Source organism: Streptomyces sp. NPDC006332 (assembly GCF_040612855.1).
GTDB lineage: Bacteria > Actinomycetota > Actinomycetes > Streptomycetales > Streptomycetaceae > Streptomyces.
In genome coordinates this window covers 1-24730 of the sequence record NZ_JBEXRA010000047.1, presented here as the reverse complement: position 1 = coordinate 24730, position 24730 = coordinate 1, and the positions used below count along the sequence as shown (strand labels likewise).

The 24730-nt window shown below is 70.0% G+C and carries 22 protein-coding genes, 2 tRNA genes and 2 pseudogenes; 12 read left to right on the top strand and 14 right to left on the bottom strand.

All coding sequences use genetic code 11. The annotated features are described in order from the left end of the window. Positions 1-49 precede the first annotated feature (49 nt). The gene (locus tag ABZ027_RS32610) at positions 50-208 is read left to right on the top strand and encodes an LLM class flavin-dependent oxidoreductase (protein ID WP_356774623.1); all 159 of its coding nucleotides are present in this window, start codon (positions 50-52) and stop codon (positions 206-208) included. Positions 209-224: 16 nt separating this feature from the next. On the opposite strand, the gene ABZ027_RS32605 is transcribed toward ABZ027_RS32610, so the two are convergent. From ABZ027_RS32605 to ABZ027_RS32595, 3 genes are all read right to left on the bottom strand, one after another. Continuing rightward, positions 225-524, bottom strand: a complete 300-nt coding sequence (locus tag ABZ027_RS32605) for a hypothetical protein (protein ID WP_356774621.1) — start codon at positions 522-524, stop codon at positions 225-227. A 24-nt stretch (positions 525-548) separates the two neighbouring features. Further along, positions 549-1286: a dienelactone hydrolase family protein gene (locus tag ABZ027_RS32600; protein WP_356774619.1), complete on the bottom strand. Its 738-nt coding sequence runs from the start codon at positions 1284-1286 to the stop codon at positions 549-551. 508 nt (positions 1287-1794) lie between these two features. Beyond that, positions 1795-2424, bottom strand: a complete 630-nt coding sequence (locus tag ABZ027_RS32595) for a TetR/AcrR family transcriptional regulator (RefSeq protein ID WP_356774617.1) — start codon at positions 2422-2424, stop codon at positions 1795-1797. Positions 2425-2531: 107 nt separating this feature from the next. On the opposite strand from ABZ027_RS32595, the gene ABZ027_RS32590 reads away from it, so the two are divergent. Beyond that, on the top strand, positions 2532-3584 hold the full coding sequence (locus tag ABZ027_RS32590) for an aldo/keto reductase (RefSeq protein ID WP_356774615.1): 1053 nt from the start codon (positions 2532-2534) through the stop codon (positions 3582-3584). Positions 3585-3801: 217 nt separating this feature from the next. Here ABZ027_RS32590 and ABZ027_RS32585 read toward each other — a convergent pair whose 3' ends face one another. The 3 genes from ABZ027_RS32585 to ABZ027_RS32575 form a co-directional block, all read right to left on the bottom strand. Further along, positions 3802-5739: a kelch motif-containing protein gene (locus tag ABZ027_RS32585; protein ID WP_356774614.1), complete on the bottom strand. Its 1938-nt coding sequence runs from the start codon at positions 5737-5739 to the stop codon at positions 3802-3804. Further along, the gene (locus tag ABZ027_RS32580; RefSeq protein WP_356774613.1) at positions 5736-7760 is read right to left on the bottom strand and encodes a glycosyltransferase family 2 protein; all 2025 of its coding nucleotides are present in this window, start codon (positions 7758-7760) and stop codon (positions 5736-5738) included. Before ABZ027_RS32580 ends, ABZ027_RS32585 begins: the two co-directional genes overlap by 4 nt. A gap of 666 nt (positions 7761-8426) precedes the next feature. Beyond that, positions 8427-8500 (bottom strand) — tRNA-Lys (locus ABZ027_RS32575). 396 nt (positions 8501-8896) lie between these two features. Between ABZ027_RS32575 and ABZ027_RS32570 the strand changes: the two are divergent. From ABZ027_RS32570 to ABZ027_RS32550, 5 genes and pseudogenes are all read left to right on the top strand, one after another. Next, positions 8897-9157: pseudogene (locus tag ABZ027_RS32570) on the top strand (peptidoglycan-binding protein); the annotation flags it as partial. Between the two features lie 69 nt (positions 9158-9226). Beyond that, complete coding sequence (locus ABZ027_RS32565; protein WP_356774611.1) at positions 9227-10330, top strand: SPFH domain-containing protein; 1104 nt, start codon at positions 9227-9229, stop codon at positions 10328-10330. A 159-nt stretch (positions 10331-10489) separates the two neighbouring features. Continuing rightward, complete coding sequence (locus ABZ027_RS32560; protein ID WP_356774609.1) at positions 10490-11095, top strand: lytic polysaccharide monooxygenase; 606 nt, start codon at positions 10490-10492, stop codon at positions 11093-11095. Between the two features lie 118 nt (positions 11096-11213). Next, positions 11214-11678 (top strand): DUF3592 domain-containing protein, encoded by a 465-nt coding sequence (locus ABZ027_RS32555; protein ID WP_356774607.1) that lies wholly within the window; start codon positions 11214-11216, stop codon positions 11676-11678. A gap of 39 nt (positions 11679-11717) precedes the next feature. Then, on the top strand, positions 11718-13391 hold the full coding sequence (locus tag ABZ027_RS32550; protein WP_356774605.1) for an AMP-binding protein: 1674 nt from the start codon (positions 11718-11720) through the stop codon (positions 13389-13391). A gap of 226 nt (positions 13392-13617) precedes the next feature. On the opposite strand, the gene ABZ027_RS32545 is transcribed toward ABZ027_RS32550, so the two are convergent. From ABZ027_RS32545 to ehuB, 6 genes are all read right to left on the bottom strand, one after another. Continuing rightward, positions 13618-13691, bottom strand: a tRNA-Lys gene (locus ABZ027_RS32545). Between the two features lie 92 nt (positions 13692-13783). Continuing rightward, positions 13784-14542 carry an IclR family transcriptional regulator C-terminal domain-containing protein gene (locus ABZ027_RS32540; RefSeq protein WP_356774603.1) on the bottom strand — a complete coding sequence of 253 codons (759 nt, stop codon included), beginning with the start codon at positions 14540-14542 and terminating at the stop codon, positions 13784-13786. 234 nt (positions 14543-14776) lie between these two features. Beyond that, the gene (gene ehuA, locus ABZ027_RS32535; RefSeq protein WP_356774601.1) at positions 14777-15601 is read right to left on the bottom strand and encodes an ectoine/hydroxyectoine ABC transporter ATP-binding protein EhuA; all 825 of its coding nucleotides are present in this window, start codon (positions 15599-15601) and stop codon (positions 14777-14779) included. Then, entirely contained in the window at positions 15591-16238 is a 648-nt protein-coding gene (gene ehuD / locus ABZ027_RS32530; RefSeq protein WP_356774599.1) for an ectoine/hydroxyectoine ABC transporter permease subunit EhuD, read from the bottom strand. Before ehuD ends, ehuA begins: the two co-directional genes overlap by 11 nt. Further along, the gene (ehuC, locus tag ABZ027_RS32525; protein WP_356774714.1) at positions 16235-16972 is read right to left on the bottom strand and encodes an ectoine/hydroxyectoine ABC transporter permease subunit EhuC; all 738 of its coding nucleotides are present in this window, start codon (positions 16970-16972) and stop codon (positions 16235-16237) included. Before ehuC ends, ehuD begins: the two co-directional genes overlap by 4 nt. Positions 16973-16974: 2 nt before the next feature. Further along, entirely contained in the window at positions 16975-17901 is a 927-nt protein-coding gene (gene ehuB / locus ABZ027_RS32520) for an ectoine/hydroxyectoine ABC transporter substrate-binding protein EhuB (protein WP_356774597.1), read from the bottom strand. 97 nt (positions 17902-17998) lie between these two features. Here ehuB and ABZ027_RS32515 point away from each other — a divergent pair, with 97 nt between their 5' ends. Continuing rightward, positions 17999-18493, top strand: a complete 495-nt coding sequence (locus ABZ027_RS32515) for a DUF3830 family protein (protein ID WP_356774595.1) — start codon at positions 17999-18001, stop codon at positions 18491-18493. A gap of 3 nt (positions 18494-18496) precedes the next feature. Here the strand turns inward: ABZ027_RS32515 and ABZ027_RS32510 are convergent, their stop codons facing one another. Together ABZ027_RS32510 and ABZ027_RS32505 are read right to left on the bottom strand one after the other, a co-directional pair. Further along, positions 18497-19888, bottom strand: coding sequence for an amidase (locus tag ABZ027_RS32510; RefSeq protein ID WP_356774593.1), 1392 nt, complete (start codon positions 19886-19888; stop codon positions 18497-18499). A 19-nt stretch (positions 19889-19907) separates the two neighbouring features. After that, positions 19908-20891, bottom strand: coding sequence for a D-2-hydroxyacid dehydrogenase (locus tag ABZ027_RS32505; RefSeq protein ID WP_356774591.1), 984 nt, complete (start codon positions 20889-20891; stop codon positions 19908-19910). Between the two features lie 200 nt (positions 20892-21091). On the opposite strand from ABZ027_RS32505, the gene ABZ027_RS32500 reads away from it, so the two are divergent. The 4 genes and pseudogenes from ABZ027_RS32500 to ABZ027_RS32485 all read left to right on the top strand — a co-directional run. Then, on the top strand, positions 21092-21952 hold the full coding sequence (locus ABZ027_RS32500; RefSeq protein WP_356774589.1) for a decarboxylase: 861 nt from the start codon (positions 21092-21094) through the stop codon (positions 21950-21952). Next, on the top strand, positions 21949-22680 hold the full coding sequence (locus ABZ027_RS32495; RefSeq protein ID WP_356774587.1) for a decarboxylase: 732 nt from the start codon (positions 21949-21951) through the stop codon (positions 22678-22680). The genes ABZ027_RS32500 and ABZ027_RS32495 overlap by 4 nt, the downstream gene beginning before the upstream one ends. Positions 22681-22859: 179 nt before the next feature. Then, on the top strand, positions 22860-23954 hold the full coding sequence (locus ABZ027_RS32490) for an LLM class flavin-dependent oxidoreductase (RefSeq protein ID WP_356774585.1): 1095 nt from the start codon (positions 22860-22862) through the stop codon (positions 23952-23954). 300 nt (positions 23955-24254) lie between these two features. Next, a pseudogene (locus ABZ027_RS32485) lies at positions 24255-24730 on the top strand (RNA-guided endonuclease TnpB family protein); the annotation flags it as partial.

Here is a 24730-nt window from a genome sequence, read left to right as displayed (position 1 = left end):
GGGTGATCGTCCTGTCGCCGCCACCGGACCGCCGCCGAAAGGTCACCCCATGCCCCTGCTGCGTCTCGGCGTCTCCCTCCAGCCGCGCTGGCCGCTCGACGACGGAGGCAGTGCGCTCCGTGCTGCGCGCCGTGCCGAGGACTTGGGCTTCGACCACGTCGCGGTCGGCAACCGAATCACCCCCGGCGGCCCGCCGATGGGTCGGTGACCACAGCGACGTCGCCCTACGCCGCGTGCTGCGGTTCGGCGACGGCTGGTACGGCACCGGCGCCGATCCCGCGGAGGTCACCGAGGTGCGACGACGGCTGCACGAACTGGCAACTGACGCAGGGGAGGCCGACCGCCTCGTCCTCGCCTCGGCCGCATTCCTCACCCCGCCCGGCATCCCCGCGGCCGTACCACCACCTGGACGGCCACTCGGCGGCGTCACGCCCACCGCAGCGAGCGTCACCGACGACCTCGGGCAGCTCGCCGAGGCGGCACTCGCTGCCTGCACCCTGTGGCTGCCCGTCGCGGCTGAGCACCTGGCGCCAGCATGTTTGCCTGGGTCATGCCTCCAGGTTCTCCGTCACCGGCAGGCACTCGGCGAGCAGGTCGAGGACGTCGCGCCAGGCTCGCTGTGCGTGCTGTGGGTGATAGCCGACGCCGGGGACCGTGGGGTGGTCCACCGGTGGGTGGTGGAAGGCGTGCAGGGCGCCCCCGTAGACCGTGAGGCGCCAGTCGATGCCCGCGGCCTGCATCTCGGCGGTGAACGCGTTCCGTTGCGCGGCCGGCATGATCGGGTCTTCCGATCCGACTCCGGCCCACACCGGGCAGCGAATGTGCGCCGCTTCGCCCGGTCGGCCCGTGGTCAGTGCGTTGACTGTCCCGATCGCGCGCAGGCTGACGCCGTCGCGCCCGAGTTCCAGTCCGACGGCGCCTCCGGTGCCGTAGCCGACGGCGGCGATCCGGTCGGGGTCGGTCCGCGGTTCGGTGCGCAACACGTCGAGCGCCGCATGGCCGATGCCCCGCATCCGCTCGGGATCAGCCAGCAGCGGCAGGCAACGGGCCAGCATCTCCTCGGGGTCGCCCACATAGCGCCCGCCGTGAAGGTCGAAGGCCAGCGCTACATATCCCAGTTCGGCGAGAGCATCGGCCCGGCGGCGCTCGACGTCGCTGAGCCCCATGCCCTCTGGTCCGAGCAGCACCGCGGGCCGGCGGTCGACACCGGCCGGGAGCGCGAGGTGCCCGATCATCGTCAAACCGTCGGCCGGATACTCGACCGTACGCGTCGTAATCGTCGCCATGAGACTGGAATGTAGTGATCGTCGACCCCGGCCCGGCCGGTGTTCTGCCGCTGGCAGAACACCCCGGGTACCTCTCTGAAATACGGCGAGGGCTCTCAAGATCATCTCGTTGCCCCTTTGACGCGTAGCTCGGAACCGGCGTGTATCGCATCCGATGCGAACTGGCGGCGTCCTGCGTCGCGTTGGTGAAGCAGGCGCCACCTGGCCGACGGGGTGCCGCTGCTGCGGCCGCAGGGCCAGGTCTTCGAAGCGATGCTGGACGGCCGGCGCAACCAGCAGCCGGCCCGGAACCTCGCGCTGTCGACCATCAACGACCGCGAGCGAAAGGTGCGGGCGTTCGCCGCGTATTCGGATCCTCCAAGCCCCGGCTCCGGTGATCGCCCGGATGCTCGGCTACAACGACGCCCACCCCACCTGGCTCGCCGAAGTGGCCGGAGAAACCTGGAAACGCTATGCCCGGAAGATCACGCACGGTGACCCGTCGTTGGAGACGGATACGGGAAGCCGGTCACGCACGAGCTTCATCGCCCCGCAGGTACGCGCCCGCACGCGCTGCAGCCGCTGCGGCTCCGGCGGCCTGGTCCGCGGCGGCTTCGTCGAGGCGGTCGCTGCTGGTCAGCAGGCGGTAGTAGAGGGGGGCGGAGACAGCACGGATCACTGCGTGGACATCGGTGCCCTCGGGCACCTCGCCCCGGTCGACGGCCTGTTGAACGCAGGGTGCCCACTCCTTGACGCGGATGTCGTAGAAGCGGTGCAGGGCCTCGGCTGTCTTCGCCTCGCAGGTGGCGGCGGCGATCACTGCCTTGAACAGCGCTCCTTGCCGCGGGTCGGCCAAGGTGCGCTGCACGAGCCGGGCGTTGGCCTTGAGATCACCGAGCAGCGAGCCGGTCTCGGTACGCGGCAGTGACTGTTCGGCCATGTCCACCAGCAAATCGGCCACCAGGCTGGTCACCGTTCCCCAGCGACGGTAGACGGTGGTCTTGCCCACCCCGGCCCGGCGCGCGATGTCGGCGAGGTCCAGATGGGCAAACCCATGCTCCGCCAAGGCGTCCCCAGCCGCTCGAAGCACCGACGCCCGCACCCGCGCCGTGCGCCCTCCAGGACGGACGGTCCCCGGATCCGCACCCTCAGACTCCATAACGGGACTCCAGTTTCGTTAATCAGTTTCGCCTGCTACGTTGAGGCTCCACACTAACGGAACTCCAAGCCCATTAGTTGAGGGCGGGCGGCGAGAGAGGAACAGCCATGGAATACAGGCGGCTGGGCACATCCGGCCTCAAGGTCCCCGCACTGAGTTTCGGCGCCGGCACCTTCGGCGGCCAAGGGCCGCTGTTCGGTGCCTGGGGCAACACCGACGCACAAGAAGCCCGCCGTCTCGTGGACATCTGCCTCGACGCCGGGATCACGATGTTCGACACCGCCGACGTCTACTCCAGCGGGGCCTCCGAGGAGGTGCTGGGCGAAGCGATCAAAGGCCGCAGGGACCAGGTGATCGTGTCCACCAAGACCAGCCTGCCGATGGGCGAAGGCCCAGGCGATGCGGGCTCCTCTCGTTCGCGCCTGATCACCGCATGCGAGGACGCCCTGCGCCGGCTCGGCACCGACTACATCGACCTGTTCCAGCTGCACGCCTTCGACGCCGGCACGCCGATCGAGGAAGTCCTGTCCACACTCGACGATCTAGTACGAGCGGGGAAGGTCCGCTACCTCGGCGTCTCCAACTTCTCCGGCTGGCAGGCGATGAAGTCCCTCTCGATCGCGGAGAGATACGGCCACCCGCGCTATGTCGCACATCAGGTCTACTACTCCCTCATCGGCCGCGACTACGAATGGGAGCTGATGCCCCTCGGGCTCGATCAGGGCCTCGGAGCCCTCGTCTGGAGCCCCCTCGGCTGGGGCCGGCTCACCGGCAAAGTCCGCCGCGGCCAGCCGCTACCGACCAACAGCCGACTGCACCACACCGCGGACTACGGCCCGCCGGTCGAGGAGGAACACGTCTACCGCGTGGTCGACGTCCTCGACGAGATCGTGCAGGAGACCGGCAGAAGCATTCCGCAGATCGCCATCAACTGGCTGCTGCAGCGGCCGACCGTCTCCTCCGTCATCATCGGCGCCCGCGACGAGAACCAGCTTCGCCAGAACCTCGGTGCCGTCGGCTGGACGCTCACGCCCGAGCAGATGGCGAAACTCGATGCGGCGAGCGGCAAGACAGCGCCCTACCCGTACTTCCCTTACCAGCGCCAGGAAGGCTTCGCCCGCCTCAACCCACCAGCTGTCGCGCCTCCGCCCGCTGCATGACATCCGTGTCACGTAGCCGAATACGCGAGGTCGCCAGTGTCACACCGCACATCCAACCGCCACGACCAAGAACCCGGCGAACCTACGCGGTCAGAGCACTGGACGGCCGGTCGTGTCCGCGAGGGCGGTCGAACCCCGCACCGCCCCCGCGGACACGACCGCCCACAGGGATCCCGCGGCAAAACGTGGACCTGCGGGAGCGCCACGGCCCCTCGACCTACGGCACCTTCACCCACTGCGCCTTCGACGGCGTCCCCTGGTCGTCGTCCACGAAGACCATGTACCAGCCCGACTGGACGACGTTCTTGTTCTTCGGCACCGTCACCGTGATCTTGTCCCCGGACGCCTTGAAGTCCAACGCGATGGACCGCTGATCGACATCGGTCACATGCGTCGACGCGCTGGGCCGGATCAACCGCACCTTCTTGATCGACGAGGCGTGCTGGGAGGTGAACGTCCCCGACGCGCCCCGCTCGATCGTCTGCGGGCCACCCGACAGCGACGGCCGTGAGTCCCGGTACAGATACGGCGGCGTGTAGATCTCGATCCGCTGCTCGAACGTGCCGGGCTTCGTGTTCGCCGCGTCGCCGTACAGGGAGTCCGACCCGAAGAACATCACCCGCCCGTCCGGCAACAGCAGCGACCCGGAGTGGTAGTTGCGCCCCACCAGCGGATCGGCGACCTTGTCGAACGTGTTCCGGTCCGGGTGGTACAGCCGGGCCTGGAGGATGTTGGAGTCGCCGCGCCCTCGGTAGTCCTCCGAACCGCCCGACACCAGCACGGAGTCGTCCGGCAGCACCGAGGCCTGCGGATAACGGGTGCCCTTCTCCAGCGTGGGCCCGTCCACGAACTTCGGGCTGTCCGCCTTCATGTCGACGATCCGGGTCCGGTTGCTGGACAGCTTGGACTCGCCGACCCCACCGCCGCCGATCACCATGTACTTCTCGTCCTGGGCCGGCGGCAGCAGCACGGTCCCGGACGTCTCCATCTTGTCCGGGTCGCTCAGCCCGGGGATCTTGGTGAACTTGTTGGTGTCCACGTCCCACACCCCGGGGTCGCGGCCCACGTTGTCCGGCCCGTAACCCGCGTTCGAGCCCGAGTACAGGACCTTGCCGTTCTGCAGCAGGAACAGCGCCGGGTACGTCGGGAACTGCTTGGTCTTCGGCAGGTAGGTCCACTTCTTGGTCTTCGGGTCGAAGACCTCGTTCTTGCCCGGGACCAGCTGGCCGATGTCGTCGAGGCCGGAGACGCTGAGGATCTTCCCGTCGCTCAGGGTGGTGAGCGTCGGGTACCAGCGGGCCTCCTTCATCGGATCGACCTTGATGTACTTCTCGGCTATCGGGTCGAACTCGAAGGCGTCACGGATGCCCTGGAAGTCCTTCTTGTCGAGCGCCAGCTTCTGCGCGATGCCGTACGTGTTCTTGGCATCCGCGCCCGACAGGCCCTGGATCCGGTAGTTGTCCTGGGTGCCCGTCTCGTACCTGGCGCCGCTCTTCTGCGCCTCGACGTAGATGCGCCCCAGCCCCGGCGTATTGCCGAGGAATTTGCCGGTCCTCTTGTCGAAGTTCTTCGTCGCCCGCTCGACCACGACCGGGTCCTTCGACACGAAGGCCTTGCCGTTCTTCTTGCCCACGAACTTGGTGCCCGCGGGCAGCGTGATCGGCTTGTCCGGGTTCTCGTTGTGGACGATCATCAGGCCGCCGGCCTTGGTGACGTCACCCTTCAGCTTCTCGTACCGCTTGGTGCCGCCCGCGATCAGCAGATTGCCGTTGGCGAGCTGGGTGTGACCGGTGCAGAACAGGTCCTTGGGCGTCGGCACCTTCTTGATGGTGCCCTTGACGGGGTCCCAGACCCGGGTGTCGAACTTCTTGTCGTCGAAGTTCTCCTGGTTGTTGCCCGACCCGGCGACCAGCAGCACCTTCCCGGTGCGCAGCAGCGCCGCGTGGATGGTGTTCTGCCGGTACTCCTCGGGGAACTCGATGATGTCCCACTTGCCGTTCTCGGCTTTGTACTCCGGTCTGTCGATCTGGTACTGGTGGTATTTCTCGGTGCTGAAGCGGTAAAGCCACGGCCCGTTCATCCCGGCCAGCGCGAGCACCACCGCCGTGCCGATCGCGAGTCGACGGGCGCGGCGGCGGCCTGCTCGGTCGTTCATTCCTTACGTCCCCCAAGTCCACCAAGGGCGATCTGCATGGTCTGGTCGCCCGTTTCGTTCGAGGCGGCCCAACTCGGCTTCTGCCGCGGGGCATGCGGGACATGCGGTGCGTGCGGTGCTTGCTGGGGCCCGGTGCGCTGCGCGGGCAGCGACTGCGACTCGTGGGTGCCCGCGGCAGCCGCGGGCTGGGCGACGGGAACCGCGTCCTGCGGCTCCTGTTCGGGCACGGCGGGCTTCTTCCTCGCCTGCCGCAGCTGATGGCGCCAGGCGAAGATCGGCGTGGCGGTGACCAGCGTGGCGAAGGTCGCCCAGATGATCATCGCGGGGTGCGAGTGCCCGAAGACGAAACCGGCGGTGATCGACGCGCCGAAGATCAGGATGAAGTACCAGTGGTACCGGAAGGTCGCGAACCAGCGGTCGGGGCTCGCGGAATCGCCCTTGGGCGTGACCACGAACTTGCTCTTGCGGCGCAGGACGGAGTCGATCAGAGCCTTCGCGTAGAGCGGCGCGGACAGCGCGGACATGGCCATGCCGGCCACACCGCCGGACCCCTCCGGCTCGTGCGGGGAGACGTTGTGCCGGCGGTTCCAGATGTACAGGCCGATCTGCAGCGCGGAGGCGTTGCCGTAGAGCATCAGCCACACGGTCGGGTCGATGTTCACACCCGAGGCGCCCAGGCCCAGGAACAGCGCGCAACTCAGCGCCGCGAGGATCCAGTTGAGGGCCGACATCGGGTAGAAGATGATCATCATCGTGTAGTTGAAGAGCTTGCTCGGCGGCAGCGAGTACCAGCCCTTCCAGTACTGCTTGAGGATCGTCTCGTACGTGCCGCGGGACCAGCGCATCTGCTGCGTGAAGAAGTCCGTCCAGGCGCTGGGGCCCTCACCGACCGCGAGCACGTCCGGGGTGTAGACCGAGCGCCACTTCTTGCCCGTCGCGGGGTTCGTGTGCCGGTGGATCTCGAAGCCGGTGGCCATGTCCTCGGTGATCGAGTCGTACAGACCGCCGATCTGCTTCAGCGCCTTGATGCGCACGGCGTTGGAGGTGCCCACGAACATCGGCGAGCCGTAGCGGTTGCCGGCGCGCTGGATCAGCGCGTGGAAGAGGAACTGCTGCGACTCGGCGGCCTTGGTGATGAAGTTGTCGTAGTTGCCGTAGACCTGCGGGCCGATGACGAAGCCGATGTTCGGGTCGCGGAAGAAACCGAGCATCCGCTCCAGGTAGTTGGGCAGCGGCACATGGTCGGTGTCGACCGAGGCGAAGAAGTCGTACTGGTCGCCGTGCGCGTCCAGCCAGGCGTTGTAGTTGCCGTGCTTGGTCTTGGCGCGGTGCGGGCCGCTGGCCTGGTTCCACCGGGCGACGCCCTTGCGGGAGAAGTGGTGCACGCCCAGGCGCTCGCACACGGCCTTGACGGCGGGGTCGTCGCCCTCGTCGAGCAGCCAGACATGCATGAGGCCGCGGTGCCGGATCCGCACCGCGGCTTCCAAGGTCTTCGTCACCATCTCCAGCGGCTCCTTGCCGGGCACGAAGGAGGTGAGGAAGGCGACTCTGGTGCCGGCCTCGGGCACCACCGGGACCGGGTCGCGGGCGACCAGGGTGGCGTGCGCGTTGGACAGCACGTTCATGCAGCGGAAGAACTCGATCAACCCGATCGAGACCAGCATCACGACGTCGAGCGCCGGCAGCCAGGAGAAGGCCGGGTAGTCACGCTCGGTCCAGTGCTCGGGCTGCAACAGCCAGACCAGCAGCACCAGCGAGAGCAGCGGCGCCGCGGCCAGCATCAGCGCGACCCTGATGCGGTGCGGCTCCTGCGAGATCAAGGAGCGGTACTGCACTCTGTACGGCTTGGTCGGGTCGGGCTGGGTGAGGGGACCCGCCAGTCGGCTGTAGTGCTCGTAGTCGTACTTCGGAAGCGTCTTCTTTATCCGGCGGAACGCGCCGGTCCGGTGTGAAGGCACCCTGAACTGGGTGGTCTGGGACTGGTCGTGGTTCTGCCGGGCGCCCGTCGGCGTCGACGTCATGAGTCATCCCCCCACACGTGAGTCACACGTGTCAGTCGTTTCTTTCTTTACGGCTGCTTCGGTCCCCCTAGACCTTCACAGTCGTATCAGCGGTGGGCCACAGTCACCACATCGTCCACATCCAGGACACAGAACTGCGACCTTCCGGTTGCATAATGCCCCCCTCGGCATCACATCTTGAACGGAGCCCCTCTCCCCGTGGTGCCGGCAACCGGCTTCCTGCCCCCAACTGCCGCGAATCCGCAGCATCTTGAAAACCAGGGTTCTACGGTGTTCATCATGATCGCAAGTGCCAAACGCTGCGTTTACCGGTCATACGCGTTCATTGTGGTCCGTGTGGGGGCCTTGTGGAGTCGTTGTGGACAGGGGGGTGCGGATGCTGCCGAAGCGCTTCCCTGTGCACTCACCGTCCGGACGTGCGCGACGGAAGGCCGCACGGCACGTCTCCCGTGGCTCGCCCGGAGCTACGGTGTGCGGCCGCCGGTGGCGGATGGCGTGAAACGCGCGGTCCGTCTCGGCGAGACCGGCTCCCTCGCCGGCCTCCCGTTCCATACGGTCGGCGAGTCCGTCCGGTTCAACGAGGTGGCGGCTACGACGGCCGCGCCCGGAAACGACGATGGCGAGGCCGGTCCGCGTTTCCGCGAACACGCCTCGCCATCGGCATCGTGCGCCGCCAGGGACTCGAACCCCGGACCCGCTGATTAAGAGTCAGCTGCTCTAACCAACTGAGCTAGCGGCGCGCGCTGACCTGCACAACTTTACCGGATGCGGTGAGGTGCTCCGGACCGCCCTGTCGCCGCCCCGGAGTGCTCGTCCGGCATCCGGTGACCGGGCCGCCGTACATCATTCGGACCGTCAACATGCGCGTCCCGAAGACAGTTGAGAAACTGACGAACGAGCACAAGCAGGGACATTTCCACCCGAGGTGTGAGGGGAATCGTATGGCGGCTCCGGTCTTCGAGGAATTCGATCCCGCGAGCGCCTGCGACTGCCTGGCGTGCGTCCACTGGCGGCGAGTGCTGCCGCCCCGGTCCACGGTCCGCCCGCACCCGGCCGCCCACCGGGTGAGGGGTGCGGGCCGGGACGTCACGACCGGGGCGGCGGACCCGCCCGCACCCGCGTCACCCGCCCGGCCTTCCTCGCCGGCCTCGCACGGTGTGCCCGGTTACCCGGGGCGGGCGATGTTCCGGCCGGGCGCGGACAACGAGTACGTCACCCGGTTGGGCCGACAACTGGTGAAGGAAGGATTCGGCAGGTTCTACCCGTCCGGGCCGGGACCCCGCTGGGGCGAGGCGGACCGGCGCGGCGTCGAGGCCTTCCAGCGCGCGCAGGGATGGCGGGGCGGCGCGGCGGACGGCTACCCGGGGCCGGAGACCTGGCGGCGGCTCTTCTCGTAACCCCACGCTCCGGCATGGGACGACCCACGCACCGTCATGGCGTATCTGGCGCGGAGGCTGGAGGCACGCATGAGTACGACCACGTCACACACCCCCGAGTCCGAGGGGCCGCCGCGGCCCGTCCGGCTCATCCAGAACGAGGCGACCACCGAGATCCCCGTCCACCTGCTGTTCCGCGACGAACCCGAACCGGTGCCGCTGCGGCCCGCCGTCGTGGGGCGCCGGGAGGGGACGGGGGAGCAGCCGCGGCTGCGCCGGCCGGCTCCCGCGAAGGCGTGCCACGCCCCCCAGGTCGACCCCGCGCTGACGGAGCGGCCCGCGCGGGTGCTGCCGGGGGTGGTGGGCGTGGTCACCGGAGCCTGCGCCGTGGCGGGGGGTCTGGCCACCACGTGGTGGGCGGGGGTGCTGCCGCCGCTCGTCATGCGGGCGCTCGGGCTGCCGTCGTACCCGGACGCCGGTCTCGGGCCCGCCCAGTGGGCGGTGTACGCGGGGGCGGGCGTGCTCGGACTGTTCGGCTTCGGCGGGCTGGCCCGGGGCCGGACCGGGCGGGCCTGGGTGCTCGGCCTGTTCGGCCACTACCGGGGTACGGTCCGGCGCACCGGACTGATGTGGGTCAACCCGCTGCTGCTGCGCCGCCGGGTGGACGTACGGCTGCGGCACTGGCGCAGCGAGGAGATGCCCGCGGCCGACGCGAGCGGGGTCGCGCTGCGGGTGGTGGTCCTGGTGGTGTGGCGGGTGCGGGACACCGCGCGGGCCACGCTGGGCGTGGAGGACCACGAGAGGTATCTGCGTGAGTGCGTGGAGGCGGCGCTGGCCCGGGTGCCGGTGGAGACGCCCGGCCGGGGGTCCGTCGACGCGGCCGCGGAGAGGCTGACCCGGCTGGTGGCCGAGGACGCGACACCGGTCGGGATCGAGGTGTTCTCGGTGCGGCCGTCGCGGGTGGAGTACGCCCCCGAGGTCGCCGCCGCGATGGACCGCCGCCGGATCGCCGCGTTGGACGCCCAGCACCGGGCGACCGTGCTCACGTCGGTGGTGGAATCGGTGGAGGACACGGTGACCCGGCTGACCATGCGGGGGCTGGTGGAACTGGACGACGGCGAACGCAGGGCGCTGGTCAAGGAGCTGACGGTGGCCTTCTGCGCGGGGCGCGGAGAGGCGGGGGCCGTCGGCTGACCCCCGGCGAGCGGCCCTCCCGCCGACCCCCGGCTCGCCCCGCGCCTTGACCCCGTGATTGGTATGGACATGTTCAAGCGGCCGCAATAAATTGGGACTTGGTCTAGACCTACCTGCACAGCTCACTGAACCTCCCCCACGTTCTCCAGGAGCGGCAGCATGCGCAAAAAGACCAAGTGGTACGCCGCCACACTCGGCCTCGCGACGACCGGAGCCCTGGTGCTCTCGTCCCAGGGCGCGAGCGGCCACGGCTACACCGACCTCCCCGTCAGCCGTCAGAAGCTTTGCCAGAACGGCTCCGTGACCAACTGCGGCGACATCCAGTGGGAGCCGCAGAGCGTCGAGGGCCTCAAGGGCTTCCCCGGCGCGGGACCGGCCGACGGCCGGATCTGCTCCGCAGGCAACACTCGCTTCGCCCAGCTCGACAGCCCCAAGACCCCGTCGGGCGGCGCCTGGCCCACCACCAAGGTGACGGCCGGCCAGCGGTACACGTTCCGCTGGCAGTTCACGGCCATGCACGCCACCACCGACTTCAGGTACTACGTCACCAAGCCGGGCTGGAACCAGAACCACAACCTGGCCCGCTCCGACCTCAACCTCACCCCGTTCCTGACCGTCCCCTACGGCGGCCAGCGCCCCCCGTCCACGCTCTCCCACAGCGGCACACTGCCCTCCGGGCTGAGTGGCCACCACGTCATCGTCGCGGTCTGGACCGTCGCGGACACGACGAACGCGTTCTACGCCTGCTCGGACGTCACGTTCTGACCCCACAGGCACGGGGATGCCGGAACTCTGAGCCTTACTTGAGGCGGTCCGGCATCCCCTGCGGGTACGTTCCCCGTACGCCGTCCGACGTGACGGCGGACGGACATCGGGGGACATCATGGAAGCGTTCTTCTACGTCGTGCCGTTGCTCATGATCGGGCTCGTGTCCTTCGCCGCGTACACGGTGATCCGCCGCGCCCGGGACGTCAGCAGCGCCTGGAACAGCGGCCTGACAGCCCAGGCGCGCTGTCTGCGGACGTACACGACGACCAGCGGCGGCGGCGGCGAGACGTCCGTGCACACCACGCTGCACCACGTCTACGAGTTCGCCACGCGAGAGGGCCGCATGGTCCGGTTCGACGAGACGGGCGGACCGGGGACGACCGTCGAGGGCGACATCGTCACGGTGCACTACGTGGCGGACCGTCCGGAACGAGCCACGGCCAAGGCGCCCGCGCCCGGGAGGCTGGCGGCCGGTACGGGCTGTCTGCTGGCGATCTTCGGGGTGATCATCGCGTTCTGCCTCGGCTTCATGGTCGTGGCCCACACGATGTTCGACGCCGCGGACGGATTCACGCCCTAGCCTCCACATCTGACGGAGCGTCAACTACCGTGCGCTCCCATGGAGTCCAGTAACCGGACCACGATCGCGGACCTGGTCGCCGAGCGCTGGGACGACCACCGTCCCGGCCTCTGGTGCGGGGAGCGGGTGCTCACGCATCACGAGGTGGCGGCGGGCGCGGCGGCGCGGGCCGAGTTGCTGGCCGACCTGCTGCCGACCGGGGCGCACATCGGGGTGCTGCTCGACAACACCCCCGAGTTCCCGATGTGGCTGAGCGCCGCAGCCCTGGCTCGGGTGGCCGTCGTCGGCGTCAACCCGACCCGCCGGGGCCCCGAACTGGCCCGCGACATCCTGCACACCGAGTGCCGGATCCTGGTCACCGAACGCGCCCACCTGCCCCTGCTGACGGGCCTGGGGCTGCCCTGGGGGTCCCGCCGCGCGAGCTCGGTCGAGCATGGCGGACTGTGCCTGCTGGTGACGGACTCGCCGGAGTACGACGACCTGCTCGCCCCCTACGCGGGCGCCCGCCCGGACCCGTCGCGCGCCGAGCCCGCCGACCGTCTCCTCCTCTACTTCACCTCGGGTTCCACCGGCGCTCCCAAGGCCGCGCTCTGCTCCCAGGGCCGCCTGGCCGCGGCCGGCCGCACCCTGGCGGACCAGTTCGCCGTACGCCCGGACGACGTGCACTACGTGTGCATGCCGATGTTCCACGGCAACGCGGTGATCGCCGACTGGGCTCCCGCCCTCGCCGCCGGGGCGGGCGTGGCGCTGCGGCCGCGGTTCTCGGCGTCGCGGTTCCTGGCGGACGTACGGCGGTACGGGGCGACGTACTTCACGTATGTGGGGCGTGCCGTGCAGTACGTCCTGGCCACCGAGGAGCGGCCGGACGACCGGGACAATCCGCTGCGGCTGGGCTTCGGCACGGAGGCGGGCGCGGTGGACGCGGCGGCCTTCGAGCGGCGGTTCGGGGTGCGGCTGGTGGAGGGCTACGGCTCCTCGGAGGGCGGCGCGGCGATCCAGTGGCGGCCCGGCACCCCGCACGGCGCGGTCGGTCCGGCGACACCCGGGCTGGTGGTTCTGCACCCCCGGACGCACGAGGAGTGCCCGCCGGCCGTCCTCGACCTGAGTGGACGGCTGCTGAACGGTGACGAGGCCATCGGGGAGCTGGTCAACCGGGGGCCGAGCCCCTTCGAGGGCTACTGGCGCAACCCGGCGGCGGAGGCGGAGCGGCGGCACGACGGCGGGTACTGGACCGGCGACCTCTTCTACCGGGACGCCGACGGCTTCCTCTACTTCGCCGGCCGGGCCGACGACCGGCTGCGCGTCGACGGCGAGAACCTGGCCGCCGCGATGATCGAGAACATCCTCGCCCGGTACGAGGGCGCGGTCGCCGTCGCCGTGTACGCGGTCCCGGACCCGGTGACCGGGGACCAGGTGATGGCGGCGGTCGCCGGGGACTTCGAACCGCGGGCCTTCGCCGCGTTCCTGCACGCCCAGCCGGACCTCGGGACGAAGATGGCGCCCCGGTTCGTCCGGGTCGTGCGGGACATGCCGGTCACCGCCACGAACAAGATCCACCGCGCGGCGCTGCGGAGAGAGGGCTTCGCCTGCGCGGACCCCGTGTGGTGGCGGCCACCGGGCGAGGACGGGTACCGGAGGCTGACCGGGGAGGACCGGGGTGGGCTGGTCGCCGAGTACCGGGAGCACGGGCGGGAGGGGCTGCTCAGCGGGTAGCGCACGCGGAGCAGGCAGCAGGCAGCAGGGGAGCTGGAAACCGGGGACGCGGAGAGTCCCTCGGAGGCAGGGGAGGCGCAGAGGCACTGGAAACCGGGGCCACGGAGAGCCAGGGGGGTGGGGGTGTGGGTGGCGAAGCCTCCACAACGCGCGGCGAAGCCGCGCAAAAACAGCGATGGCGAGGCCGGTTCGCGCTTTCCGCGAACACGCCTCGCCATCGACATCGTGCGCCGCCAGGGACTCGAACCCCGGACCCGCTGATTAAGAGTCAGCTGCTCTAACCAACTGAGCTAGCGGCGCATGACTCTCGCCTGACCGCTCCTGGCGGCTGGCGACAGAAAAATACTACCTGGTCCGCGGGGGTGCTTCCGACCACGTTTCCGAGGGGCCCTCTAGATCGCCAGGGACAGCAGCACCGGAGCCGCCCCGCGGTTCAGCCGGTCCGCGGCCTGGCGGAGGCGGTGGGCGTGCTCGACCGGCAGGGAGAGGGCCAGGCAGCCGACCGAGGAACCGGCCGTGATCGGGACGGCCGCGCACACCGTGCCGACGGCGTACTCCTGGAGGTCGAGGTGGGGCACCGTCGGCGGCTGGGACTCCAGACGGGAGAGCAGCAGCTTGTCGCTGGTGATGGTGCGCGAGGTGAGGCGGGCCATCTTGTACCGGGAGAGATGGTCGCGGCGGCCGTTGTGGTCGAGTTGGCCGAGGAGGCTCTTGCCGATCGCGGTGGCGTGGGCGGAGTGGCGGAAGTCGACCCACTCGTGCACCGCGGGAGTGGCGGGGCCGGCGGCGTACTGCGTGACGTTGATCTCGCCGTCGACGTACCGGCTGATGTAGACGGCGGCGCCGACCGAGTCACGCAGCCGCTCCAGTGCGCGCTGGATCCTCTCGCGCAGGGCCCGGTCGCGGTCCTGGGCGGAGCCGAGGCGGGTGAGGGCGGCGCCGGTGACGTACGCCCCGTCGGTGACCTGCTCGACGTAGCCCTCGCGGCGCAGCATCCGCAGGAGCGTGGTCAGGCGCTCCGGGCTGAGGCCGGTCAGGCGGGCGAGTCGGCTGTCGGTGACTCCGGTGGTGTGCCGTGCCACGGTCTCCAGGACGCGCAGGGCGTCCTGGGTCGAGTGGTACGGCGCGGTCGGCTCGTGCTTCAGCGCCACGGTGTTCCCCCTGCGCTCGCTCGGTCGCTCTACAGCTGGACCGTAATACTGGGCCGTAATCCGGACAGCGAATCCCTTCCACGATAAGGGGCAAAGGGGTTGCGGCGAGCGGTTGTTGACGAGATTTGGTCGACCGGCACGGCTCTCAGCTGGGCCGCTGGCACTCTGGCATATGCCAGCGGCACGACCCGAGGCCTGGACCTCGGGTGTTGAGCCGTGCTCACCTTCGGTGGGTCACAGCACCGCGCTGAGGAACTCCCGGGTCCGCTCCTGCTCCGGATCGCTGAACATCTTCTCCGGCGAACCCGACTCGATGACGCGACCGGAGTCGAACATCAGGACCTGGTCGGAGATGTCCCGGGCGAAGTTCATCTCGTGGGTCACGCAGAGCATCGTGATGTCGGTGGTGCGGGCGATGTCCCGCAGCACGTCCAGGACGCCGGCCACCAGCTCCGGGTCCAGCGCCGAGGTCACCTCGTCCAGGAGCAGCACCTGCGGCCGCATGGCCAGCGCCCGGGCGATCGCCACCCGCTGCTGCTGGCCGCCGGACAGCTGGGTCGGCCGGGCGTCGCACTTGTCGGCCAGGCCCACCAGGTCGAGCAGCCCGCGGGCCCGCTCCTCCGCCTCGTCCTTGGACAGGCCCAGCACGGTGACCGGGGCCTCCATGATGTTCCTGAGGGCCGTCATGTTCGGGAACAGGTTGAACTGCTGGAACACCATCCCGATGTTCTTGCGGACCTCGCGGATGTGCTTCTCGCCGGCCCGGACCAGCTTGCCGCCCCGCTCCTCGTGGGTCAGATAGTCGCCGCCCACCTTGATCGTGCCCTCGTCGGGCTTGGCCAGCGTCATCAGCAGCCGCAGGATCGTCGTCTTGCCGGAGCCCGACGGGCCGATCAGCGTCACGTGCTTGCCGGAGTCGACGGAGAAGTCGAGCCGGTCGAGGACGGTGTTGTCGCCGAAGCGCTTGGTGACCTTGTCGAAGCGGATCAGTTCGCTGCCGTCCACCGGCGGATTGGCGAGGGTGTCGGCGTGCTCTGCGGGATTGGTGTCAGCGGACAAGGCGTCGCTCCAGGGCTCGGATCAGGAGGGAGGCGGGGTAGGCGATGACGATGAACGCCACGCCCACGATGGTGAGCGCCTCCGTGGTGAAGGTCTCGTTGCTGAAGGCCTGGGCCTCGCCGAGCATGTCGAAGGCGCCGATGGTCGCGATCATCGGGGAGTCCTTGAGCATGGCGACGACGTAGTTGCCCAGCGGCGGGACCACCCGGCGGATCGCCTGCGGAAGGATCACCGCCCGCCAGGTGCGACCCCTGGACAGGCTCAGCGCCGTGGCCGCCTCCCACTGGCCGGCGGGGACGCCGTCGATGCCCGCGCGGTACACCTCGGCGGTGTAGGTGGAGTAGTGCAGCCCGAGGCCGACGATGCCGGTGGTCAGCGGCGACATCGACGGGCCGAAGTTGGGCACCACGTAGAAGAGGAAGAAGAGCTGCACCAGCAGCGGTGTGTTGCGGATGAACTCCGTCACCGCGACGACCGGCCAGCGCACCCAGGCCTGCGCGGACCGCTGCGCCAGCGCCCACACCAGACCCAGCGCGAAGGCGATCAGGGTGCCGATGGCCAGGGCTTGCAGGGTGACGAGTACGCCGTCCCAGAACCGCGGCATGAAGTCGTCCACGACGTTCCAGTCCCAGTTCATCCCATACCTCCCGCGGACTGCGAACCGGCCTGCAGGCTCTCGCCGCGGGCACCGAGCTTCCTGGTGACCTTGTCGGTCTTCTGCGGCTGCTGTCCGATCCCGGCCTTCGCCCGGCGTTCCAGCAGCCGCATACCGCGGGTGATGAGGAAGGCGAGCACGAAGTAGAGGACCAGCAGCAGGGTGTAGACCGGGGTGGTCTCGTTGGTGCCGAGCCGCAGCAGATTGCCGGCGAAGGTCATGTCGGCGACCGTGATGACCGAGACCAGGGCGGTGCCCTTCAGCAGCTCGATCAGCAGGTTGTTGAAGGGCGGCACCATCTCGGGCCACGCCTGCGGCAGTTCGATCAGACGCAGCCGCTGCCAGCGGGTGAAGTTGAGCGCGATGCCCGCCTCCTTCTGCGCCGGGGTGACGGCCGCCAGGGAACCGCGGACGATCTCGGAGCCGTAGGCGCCGTAGGTCAGGCCGAGCGCGCTGACACCGGCCCACATGGGCACCAGCTGCCAGCCGAAGAGGGGCAGCGCGAAGAACATCCAGAACATCAGCACCAGCGCCGACATGCCGCGGAAGACCTCGAAGTAGGCCCCGGCGACGAAGCGGACGATCCAGTACTGCGAACCGCGGGCGAGACCGATCCCGAACGAGATGGCCGCGCCGAGCGCCGCGGCGTACACCGTCACCTGGACGGTGACCCAGATGCCCGGCAGGAACCAGGTGGTGAAGAACTCCGAACTCATCATCAGCCGCACAGCTCCTTCGCCGTGAGGTCCGTCATGTCGGCCTTGGAGAAGCCGAACGGGCCGACGATCCTGAGGAGTTCCCGGTAGTCGTTCTCCTTGAGCTTCAGGAGTTCCTCGTTGAAGGCGTCCCGGAAGTTCTTCTCGGACAGCCGGAAGGCGAAGCCGCCGGCGCCGTACGCGGGCTTGCCGTCCATCACGGGCTGGAACGGCTCGGTCGCCGACACGCTTGTGGACCCCTGCACCGCCGACTTGACGGTGATGCGGGTGCCCGCGAAGGCGTCCACCCGTCCCTGGGCCACCGCGTCGAGGCCGGCCACCTGGTCCGGCAGGACCAGAACGTCGCTGATGCCCGCGGCCTTGGCGTAGTCGATCTGGGCGTAGGCCTTGCCGGAGGCGAGCTTCAGGCCCTTCTTCTTGACGTCCGCGTACGTCTTGATGCCGTGCGGGTTGCCCTTCTTGACGATGAAGGCGTCCAGCATGAGGTAGTCAGGGTCGGCGAACATCACCTGTTCGCACCGGAGGGGATTGATGTACATCCCGGCGGACACCACGTCGAACTGCCGGGCCTTCAGCCCGGGTATGAGGGCGCCGAAGTCCACCGGAACCGGCTTGACCTCGTCGATGCCGAGCTTCTTGAAGATCACCCGCGCGATCGCCGGCGCTTCCCCGGTGGCCTGTCCGTCGTCTCCCACGTAACCGAAGGGCGGCTCGCTGGCGATACCGATCTTCACGGACCCCTGGTCGCGCAGGGTGTCCAACAGGCTGCCGCCCAGCACCTTCCCTTCACCGGGGACGCGGCTGCAGCCGACCATCCCGAGACTTCCCGCCGCGCCCAGCGACACAGCTCCGGCGAGCATGGAGCGGCGGCTGATCCATCTGTCGGATCCGTTGTCGGTTCCTGATCGGTTTGCGTGTGGTCGAGCCATGGGCGCGCGGCTACCCGACTTCATTCGAGTTATGCCGATCACTTTCGGCCCCGGTCATGACCCAGGCACCCTTGACCGCGGGTGGACCATGGGACGCATGGCTGACCGATACATCGAAGTCTCGCTGGTCAAGCGCGGAATCACCGCCACGGCAAAGCTGCTCGACGATCGTGCGCCGATCACCTGCGCGGCCGTCTGGGATTCCCTTCCGCTCGCCGGAGACGTCTACCATGCCAAATACGCCCGGAACGAGATCTACGCCCTGTTCCCGCCTTTCGCGACATCGGAACCACCGCTGGAGAACCCGACCGTGACCCCCATTCCGGGCGATCTGTGCTATTTCTCCTTCGCCGGAGCGGAACTCGGGACCCAGGCCTACGGCTACGACCGCGAGGTCCGCCCCGGCACCACGGTCGTCGACCTGGCCCTCTTCTACGAGCGCAACAACCTGCTCCTCAACGGAGACGTCGGCTGGGTCCCGGGCATCGTCTGGGGCCAGATCACCGAGGGCCTGCCCGAGTTGGCGGACGCCTGCAACGACCTGTGGCGGACCGGCGCGGCGGGGGAGACCCTCAGCTTCCGGCGGGCGTGAGGCTCAACTGACGTACGACGCGGCGCCCGTCTCGTACAAGGCGTGCGCCGCCCGCAGGACGAGGTCGTCGCGGTGGCGGGCGGCCACCAGCTGGAGCCCGACGGGCAGCCCGTCGCCGTCCGTTCCCACCGGGACGGACGCGGCGGGCTGTTGGGTCATGTTGAAGGGGTACGTGAACGGGGTCCAGCTCGTCCAGCGCCGGTGACCGGAACCCTTCGGCACCTCGACGCCCGCCTCGAACGCGGTGATCGGCAGGGTCGGGGTGACCAGCAGGTCGTAGGAGTCGTGGAAACGGCCCATGCGGCGCCCGAGTTCCATGCGGACGTCCACCGCGGCCAGGTAGTCGAGCGCGCTGTAACGGGCGCCCTGGTCGCAGATCTCCCGCAGGCCCGGGTCGAGCAACTCTCGCTGCCGCGGCCCGAAGTACTGGGTCACCCGGGCCGCGCCGCTGAACCACAGGGTGTGGAAGGCGGCGACCGGGTCGGTGAAGTCGGGGTCGGCCTCGGTGACGTACGCGCCGAGCTCCGCGAGCCGCTCCACACCCCGCCGTACGGCCGCCGCGACGGCCGGCTGCACGGAGACCTGACCGCCGAGGGACGGCGAGTAGGCGACCCGCAGCCCCCGCACCCCGCCCGCCAGTCCCGCCGAGAAGGGGCCCGGAGCCGGGGCGAGCGCCGACCAGTCGCGGGAGTCGGCGCCCCCGATCACGTCGAGGAGCAGCGCCGCGTCCGCCGCGTCCCGGGTCATCGGGCCGACATGGGCGAGGGTGCCGAAGGCGCTGGCCGGATACAGCGGCACCCGCCCGTACGTCGGCTTCAGGGCGAAGATCCCGCAGAACGCGGCCGGGATACGGACGCTGCCGCCGCCGTCGGTGCCCAGCGCGAGGGGGCCCGCACCCCGGGCCACCGCCGCTGCCGCGCCGCCGCTGGAGCCGCCCGCGGTGCGGGTCGGATCGTGCGGGTTGCGGGTCACGCCGGTCAGCGGGGAGTCCGTGACGCCCTTCCAGCCGAACTCCGGGGTGGTGGTCTTGCCGAGGAAGACCGCGCCGTGCTCACGCAGGCGGGCCACGGACGGCGCGTCCTCGTCCCAACGCCCCTGCTCCGAGAGCGCCTTGGAACCCTTCAGGGTCGGCGCCCCGCGCAACAGCAGGATGTCCTTCACGGTGACCGGGACGCCGTCCACCAGCCCGGCCGGCTCACCGCGCCGCCACCGCTCGGCCGACGCCTCCGCCTGTCCGAGCGCCTCGCCCGCGGTCAGCCGCGTGAAGGCGTTCACCTCGGGCTGGATCGCCTCCGCACGCTCCAGGGCCGCACGGGTCACCTCCACGGGGCTGAAGTCGCCCTTGCGATAGCCGTCGACGAGTTGTACCGCGGTCAGTTCGATGAGCTCTGTCATCCGGCCCCTCCGTAGGACGTCAGTGTCCGGGTACGTACCCCCGCTGCTTGTCGACCACGTTCGGCAGCGCTCCGCCCGCCTCCCACAGCCCGTACATCTCCACGAACTGCGCGCCCAGGTCGTCCCGCCAGCCGACCGTGTCGCCGCTCATGTGCGGGGACACGATCAGGTTCGGGACCTGCCACAACGGGCTGTCGGGAGGCAGGGGTTCGTGCTCGAAGACGTCCAGCGCGGCGCCCGCGATCCAGTGCTTGGACAGCGCCTCGACCAGTGCGTCCTCGACGACCAGCGGCCCCCGGCCGATGTTGACGAACCGGGCCGAGGGCTGCATCAGGCCGAAGCGGCGGGCGTCGAACATGCCGTGCGTCTGCTCCGTGAGCGGCGCCGCCGCGATCACCCAGTCCGCGCGGGCCATCAGCCGGTCCAGGTCCTCGGGGCCGTGGACGCCGGTGCGCGCCGTGCGGCCGACCAGGGCGGCCGTGACGCCGAGCGCCGTGAGGGTGGCGACGATCGCCCGCCCGATGGGCCCGGCCCCGACGACGCACGCGCGGGTGCCGGTCACCCGCTGCGACTCGCGGTGCCGCCAGGTCCCGTGCCGCTGCAGCTCCCAGGTCCGCGGCAGGTCCTTGGCCATTGCCAGCACCAGCGCGGCCACGTACTCGGCGATCGGCTGGTCGAAGACGCCCCGGGCGTTCGTCACCACCGTGTCGGATGCGGCGAGTTCGGGACACATCAGGTGGTCCACGCCCGCGCTCGCCGTGTGCACCCAGCGTGGCCGCGGGCCGCCGCCGGGCCAGGCCGCGCGGACCGCGTGCGAGGTGAAGTCCCACACCAGCAGGACATCGGCCGACGGCAACCGTTCGGCGAGGGTCGACTCGTCCGCGTGCTCGACGCGGGCCCGGCCGGTGAGGCTGCCGAGGCGGGGCGGCGGGTCGGCGTCCAGGACCAGGACGGTGGGGACGGACGGGGGACCGGACGGCGGACCGGAGCGGGGCCCGGTCATGCGGAAGAAGCCATTCGGGGTACCGATTCTCACGAGGCGACGGCCGTCTGACGTGCGCGGACACCGGCGGGTGGCCGAGGTGCACGGGTCGGTCACGGGGGGCGGATTGACCACGCTCGCACCCGAACCTACCTTCGTCAACACGGGCGTGCACACGGTCCGTTGTCCTGTGGTCCCTCAGTGTGAGGCCGGTTTCTGCCATGGACGTTTCGTTTCTGGGGGGCCCAGTCCCCCAGCGCGGTGTCGGGGTCGTCGCCCCGTTCGATTTCGCTCTCGACCGTGAGCTGTGGCGCTGGGTGCCCGACGAGGTCTCCCTGCATCTGACCCGAACGCCCTACGTCCCCGTCGAGGTGAGCCTCGACCTCGCCCGCCTGATCAGCGAGCACGAGACCCTGCACGAGGCGGTGCGCACACTGACCGCCGTCGCGCCCGAGGTCGTGGCCTACGCCTGCACGTCCGGCAGCTTCGTCGACGGGATCGCCGGGGAACGCGCGATGTGCGAGGCGATGACCCGGGCGGGCGCGGTGCCCTCGGTGACGACGTCCGGGGCGCTGCTGGAGGCCCTGGTGGAACTCGGGGTACGCCGGGTCGCGCTGGTCACCCCCTACACCGTGTCGGTCACCCGCGCACTGGAGGCGTACGTGGCCGAGGCGGGCGTCACCGTCACCAGCTGCGCGTACATGGGCCTGACCAGGCACATCTGGAAGGTTCCGTACCGGGAGGTGGCCGACATGGCGCGCGGCGCCGGGCTCGGCGGGGCCGAGGCGCTGTTCATCAGCTGCACCAATCTCCCGACCTACGACGTGATCCCCCAGCTGGAGGCGGAGCTGCGGATCCCGGTGATCTCAGCCAACCAGGTGACGATGTGGGCAGCACTACGCCATCTGGGTACCCGAGCCGTGGGACCGTACCAGGCGCTGATCGATCCGGCGGCCAGGCTCGGCCCCGTACTGCCGGACGTGCCGGGGCTACCGGACGTGCCGGTGCTACCGGACGTGCCGGTGCTACCGGACGTACCGCGACTGCCGGACGAAGAACAGCAGCAGGAAGGCTGGACATGACAGCACTGGGATTCCTCTATCCGGGCCACTCCGCCGAGGACGACTACCCGCGCATCGAACAGTTGCTCGGCAGTGACGTCCGCCTGGACCTGGTGCACACCGACATCGGCGAGGACGCCCACCGGGTCGACGCCCTGCTCGAAATGGGGTCCGCCGACCGGCTCGCGGCGGGCGTGGAGCAGCTGCGCATGGGCGGCGCCGAGTCGGTGGTGTGGGCCTGCACCAGCGGCAGCTTCGTCCACGGCTGGGAGGGCGCCCACGAGCAGGTACGCGCCCTCGCCCACACCGCCGGCATGCCGGCCTCGTCCACCTCCTTCGCCTTCGTGCACGCGGTGCGGGAGCTCGGCGTGAGCCGGGTCGCCGTCGGCGCGACCTATCCGGACGACGTGGCGGACCTCTTCGCCCAGTTCCTGCGCGCGGCCGGCGTGGAGGTTGCCGGGGTCCGCGGCTCCGGAATCATCACGGCCGCGGAGGTCGGGACGTGGGGCGAGGACGAGGTGTTCGCCCTGGCCCGCGAGGCCGACACCCCGGACGCCGAGGCCGTCCTCCTCCCCGACACGGCCCTGCACACGGCCGCCCACATCCCCGCCCTGGAGAAGGACCTGGGCAAACCCGTCCTCACAGCCAACCAGGTCACTGTCTGGGAAGCCCTCAGGCTGGCAGACCGCAGGGTGAACGCCCCGTCCATGGGAGCCCTGTTCACGCGGGAACCGATCGTCCAGGCGTAGGGCCGGGCCGGGGGAGCCCGGTCTTTTCGACGCCCGCTTCTTGAGCAACCGAGACGGGCGGAGTGTGGGTGGGCGACTCCCCCGGGGTCTGGGGCGGAGCCTCAGACCCCGGAATTACCGAGGCCCCCCACCTGTTACCTCCGGAGGACCCCGCACCGGCTCACCCAGGAGGCACCCCCGTGACCACAACCCCAGACGAGACCCGGGGAACCCCACACGGCACCGCCCCCACCCCCCTCTCCGTCCTGGACCTGGTCACCGTCGGCGCCGGCCGCACCGCCACCGACGCCCTCCGCACCAGCGTCGAGATAGCCAAGCTCGCGGAGTCCCGCCACTTCCACCGCTACTGGGTCGCCGAACACCACTCCATGCCGGGCGTGGCGTCCAGTTCCCCCGCCGTGATCCTCGCCCACCTCGCCGCCCACACCACCCGCATCCGCCTCGGCTCGGGCGGAGTGATGCTCCCCAACCACGCCCCGCTGGTGATCGCGGAACAGTTCGGCACCCTGGAGGCGATGGCCCCCGGCCGTGTGGACCTCGGCCTCGGCCGCGCCCCGGGCACGGACGGCGCCACCGCCGCCGCCCTGCGCCGCACCGACCGGCTCAACGAAGGCGCCGACGACTTCCCCCAGCAGCTCGCCGAGCTCATCCGCTTCCTCGACGACGACTTCCCGGACGGCCACCGCTACCGCCGTATCCACGCCGTCCCCGGCCCCGTCCAGGCGACCTCCCCGGGCGGCGTCCAGTCCCCGCACCGCCCGCCCGTCTGGCTCCTCGGCTCCTCCGGCTTCAGCGCCCGCCTGGCCGGCGAGCTCGGCCTGCCCTTCGCCTTCGCGCACCACTTCTCGGCCCAGAACACCGTCCCGGCCCTGGACCTGTACCGCGAGTCCTTCCAGCCGTCCGCCGTCCTGGACCAGCCGTACGCCCTCATCGGCGTCTCCGCCCTCGCCACCGAGGACGAGAAGGAGGCCCGCCGACAGGTCCTGGCCGCCGCCCTGAACATGGTGCGGCTGCGCACCGGCCGCCCCGGACTCGTCCCCACTCCCGAAGAAGCCGAGGCCTACGCGTTCAGCCCGATGGAGCGCGAGTTCGTCGACTCCTGGAACGCCAACGTCATCCACGGCACCCCCGACGAGGTCCGCTCCGGCCTCGACGACCTCCACAAACGCACCGGCGCCGACGAGCTGATGATCACGGGCAACGCCCACAGCGGCGACGTACGCCTGCGCTCCTACGAACTCATCGCGGACGCCTACGAACTGCCGACCGCCTGAACCAGCCCGTCAGGAGCACCCGCACGCCTCACCTGGTGCTTGCAAGGAGGCCCCGGTGTTCACGCTGGGGAGGGATCGCATCCGGGTGTCGCGACGCGGAGTGTCGCCGCATTCGGTTCAGGGCGCGGAGCGCCCGTATCGCTGTCGGTATCGCCGAGGTGATGCGAACGCGTGTGCCTGTGGTCGCTGGTTTGGGTGGTGGCCATGGGATTGGGATGTGTTTGTGCGGCTGTCGTACATACGGTCTTTCGCAGGGTTCGGGACGGCACGGTGTCCCGGCCGGGGCGGCGAGGGAGCGAGATGGCGCAGGTGGGGGTGGCTGCGGAGGGCGGGCATGCCCGCTACACGTACCGCCTGCGTGTGTCGTCCACCGCTCGTACTGCGCTGGCGGCGGAGTGGGACCGGTGCCGCTGGGTGTGGAACGAATGTGTTGCGAAGTCCAGGGCCGTGCATCTGCACAACAAGGCGACCGGGGAAGGCCAGACGTGCGGTCCGGCGCACCTCGACAGGATGCTGACCGAGGCCCGTGCCTGTACGCCGTGGTTGCGTGAGGGCTCGTCGGTTCCGCAGCAGCAGGTCATCCGTGACTTCGGTCGCTCCCGTGCCAAGGCGCACAAGGACATCCGTGAACGCCTGCCCATGGCGCGCCGGGCGGGGATGCCGAAGTGGAAGACCAGACGAGAGGCACTGCCGTCCCTCAACTACACCCGGCGCGGGTTCCGGTTGAAGGACGGCCGTCTGCACCTGGCCGGGGGCATCGTCGCGGGGGTGGTGTG

What these genes read in the sequence shown, in the direction of transcription:
- ABZ027_RS32610 (WP_356774623.1), top strand. Translation starts at nt 50, where the DNA reads ATGCCCCTGCTGCGTCTCGGCGTCTCCCTCCAGCCGCGCTGGCCGCTC.
- ABZ027_RS32600 (WP_356774619.1), bottom strand. Translation starts at nt 1,286, where the DNA reads ATGGCGACGATTACGACGCGTACGGTCGAGTATCCGGCCGACGGTTTG.
- ABZ027_RS32595 (WP_356774617.1), bottom strand. Translation starts at nt 2,424, where the DNA reads ATGGAGTCTGAGGGTGCGGATCCGGGGACCGTCCGTCCTGGAGGGCGC.
- ABZ027_RS32590 (WP_356774615.1), top strand. Translation starts at nt 2,532, where the DNA reads ATGGAATACAGGCGGCTGGGCACATCCGGCCTCAAGGTCCCCGCACTG.
- ABZ027_RS32585 (WP_356774614.1), bottom strand. Translation starts at nt 5,739, where the DNA reads ATGAACGACCGAGCAGGCCGCCGCCGCGCCCGTCGACTCGCGATCGGC.
- ABZ027_RS32580 (WP_356774613.1), bottom strand. Translation starts at nt 7,760, where the DNA reads ATGACGTCGACGCCGACGGGCGCCCGGCAGAACCACGACCAGTCCCAG.
- ABZ027_RS32565 (WP_356774611.1), top strand. Translation starts at nt 9,227, where the DNA reads ATGAGTACGACCACGTCACACACCCCCGAGTCCGAGGGGCCGCCGCGG.
- ABZ027_RS32560 (WP_356774609.1), top strand. Translation starts at nt 10,490, where the DNA reads ATGCGCAAAAAGACCAAGTGGTACGCCGCCACACTCGGCCTCGCGACG.
- ABZ027_RS32555 (WP_356774607.1), top strand. Translation starts at nt 11,214, where the DNA reads ATGGAAGCGTTCTTCTACGTCGTGCCGTTGCTCATGATCGGGCTCGTG.
- ABZ027_RS32550 (WP_356774605.1), top strand. Translation starts at nt 11,718, where the DNA reads ATGGAGTCCAGTAACCGGACCACGATCGCGGACCTGGTCGCCGAGCGC.
- ehuD (WP_356774599.1), bottom strand. Translation starts at nt 16,238, where the DNA reads ATGAACTGGGACTGGAACGTCGTGGACGACTTCATGCCGCGGTTCTGG.
- ehuC (WP_356774714.1), bottom strand. Translation starts at nt 16,972, where the DNA reads ATGAGTTCGGAGTTCTTCACCACCTGGTTCCTGCCGGGCATCTGGGTC.
- ehuB (WP_356774597.1), bottom strand. Translation starts at nt 17,901, where the DNA reads ATGGCTCGACCACACGCAAACCGATCAGGAACCGACAACGGATCCGAC.
- ABZ027_RS32515 (WP_356774595.1), top strand. Translation starts at nt 17,999, where the DNA reads ATGGCTGACCGATACATCGAAGTCTCGCTGGTCAAGCGCGGAATCACC.
- ABZ027_RS32510 (WP_356774593.1), bottom strand. Translation starts at nt 19,888, where the DNA reads ATGACAGAGCTCATCGAACTGACCGCGGTACAACTCGTCGACGGCTAT.
- ABZ027_RS32505 (WP_356774591.1), bottom strand. Translation starts at nt 20,891, where the DNA reads ATGACCGGGCCCCGCTCCGGTCCGCCGTCCGGTCCCCCGTCCGTCCCC.
- ABZ027_RS32500 (WP_356774589.1), top strand. Translation starts at nt 21,092, where the DNA reads ATGGACGTTTCGTTTCTGGGGGGCCCAGTCCCCCAGCGCGGTGTCGGG.
- ABZ027_RS32495 (WP_356774587.1), top strand. Translation starts at nt 21,949, where the DNA reads ATGACAGCACTGGGATTCCTCTATCCGGGCCACTCCGCCGAGGACGAC.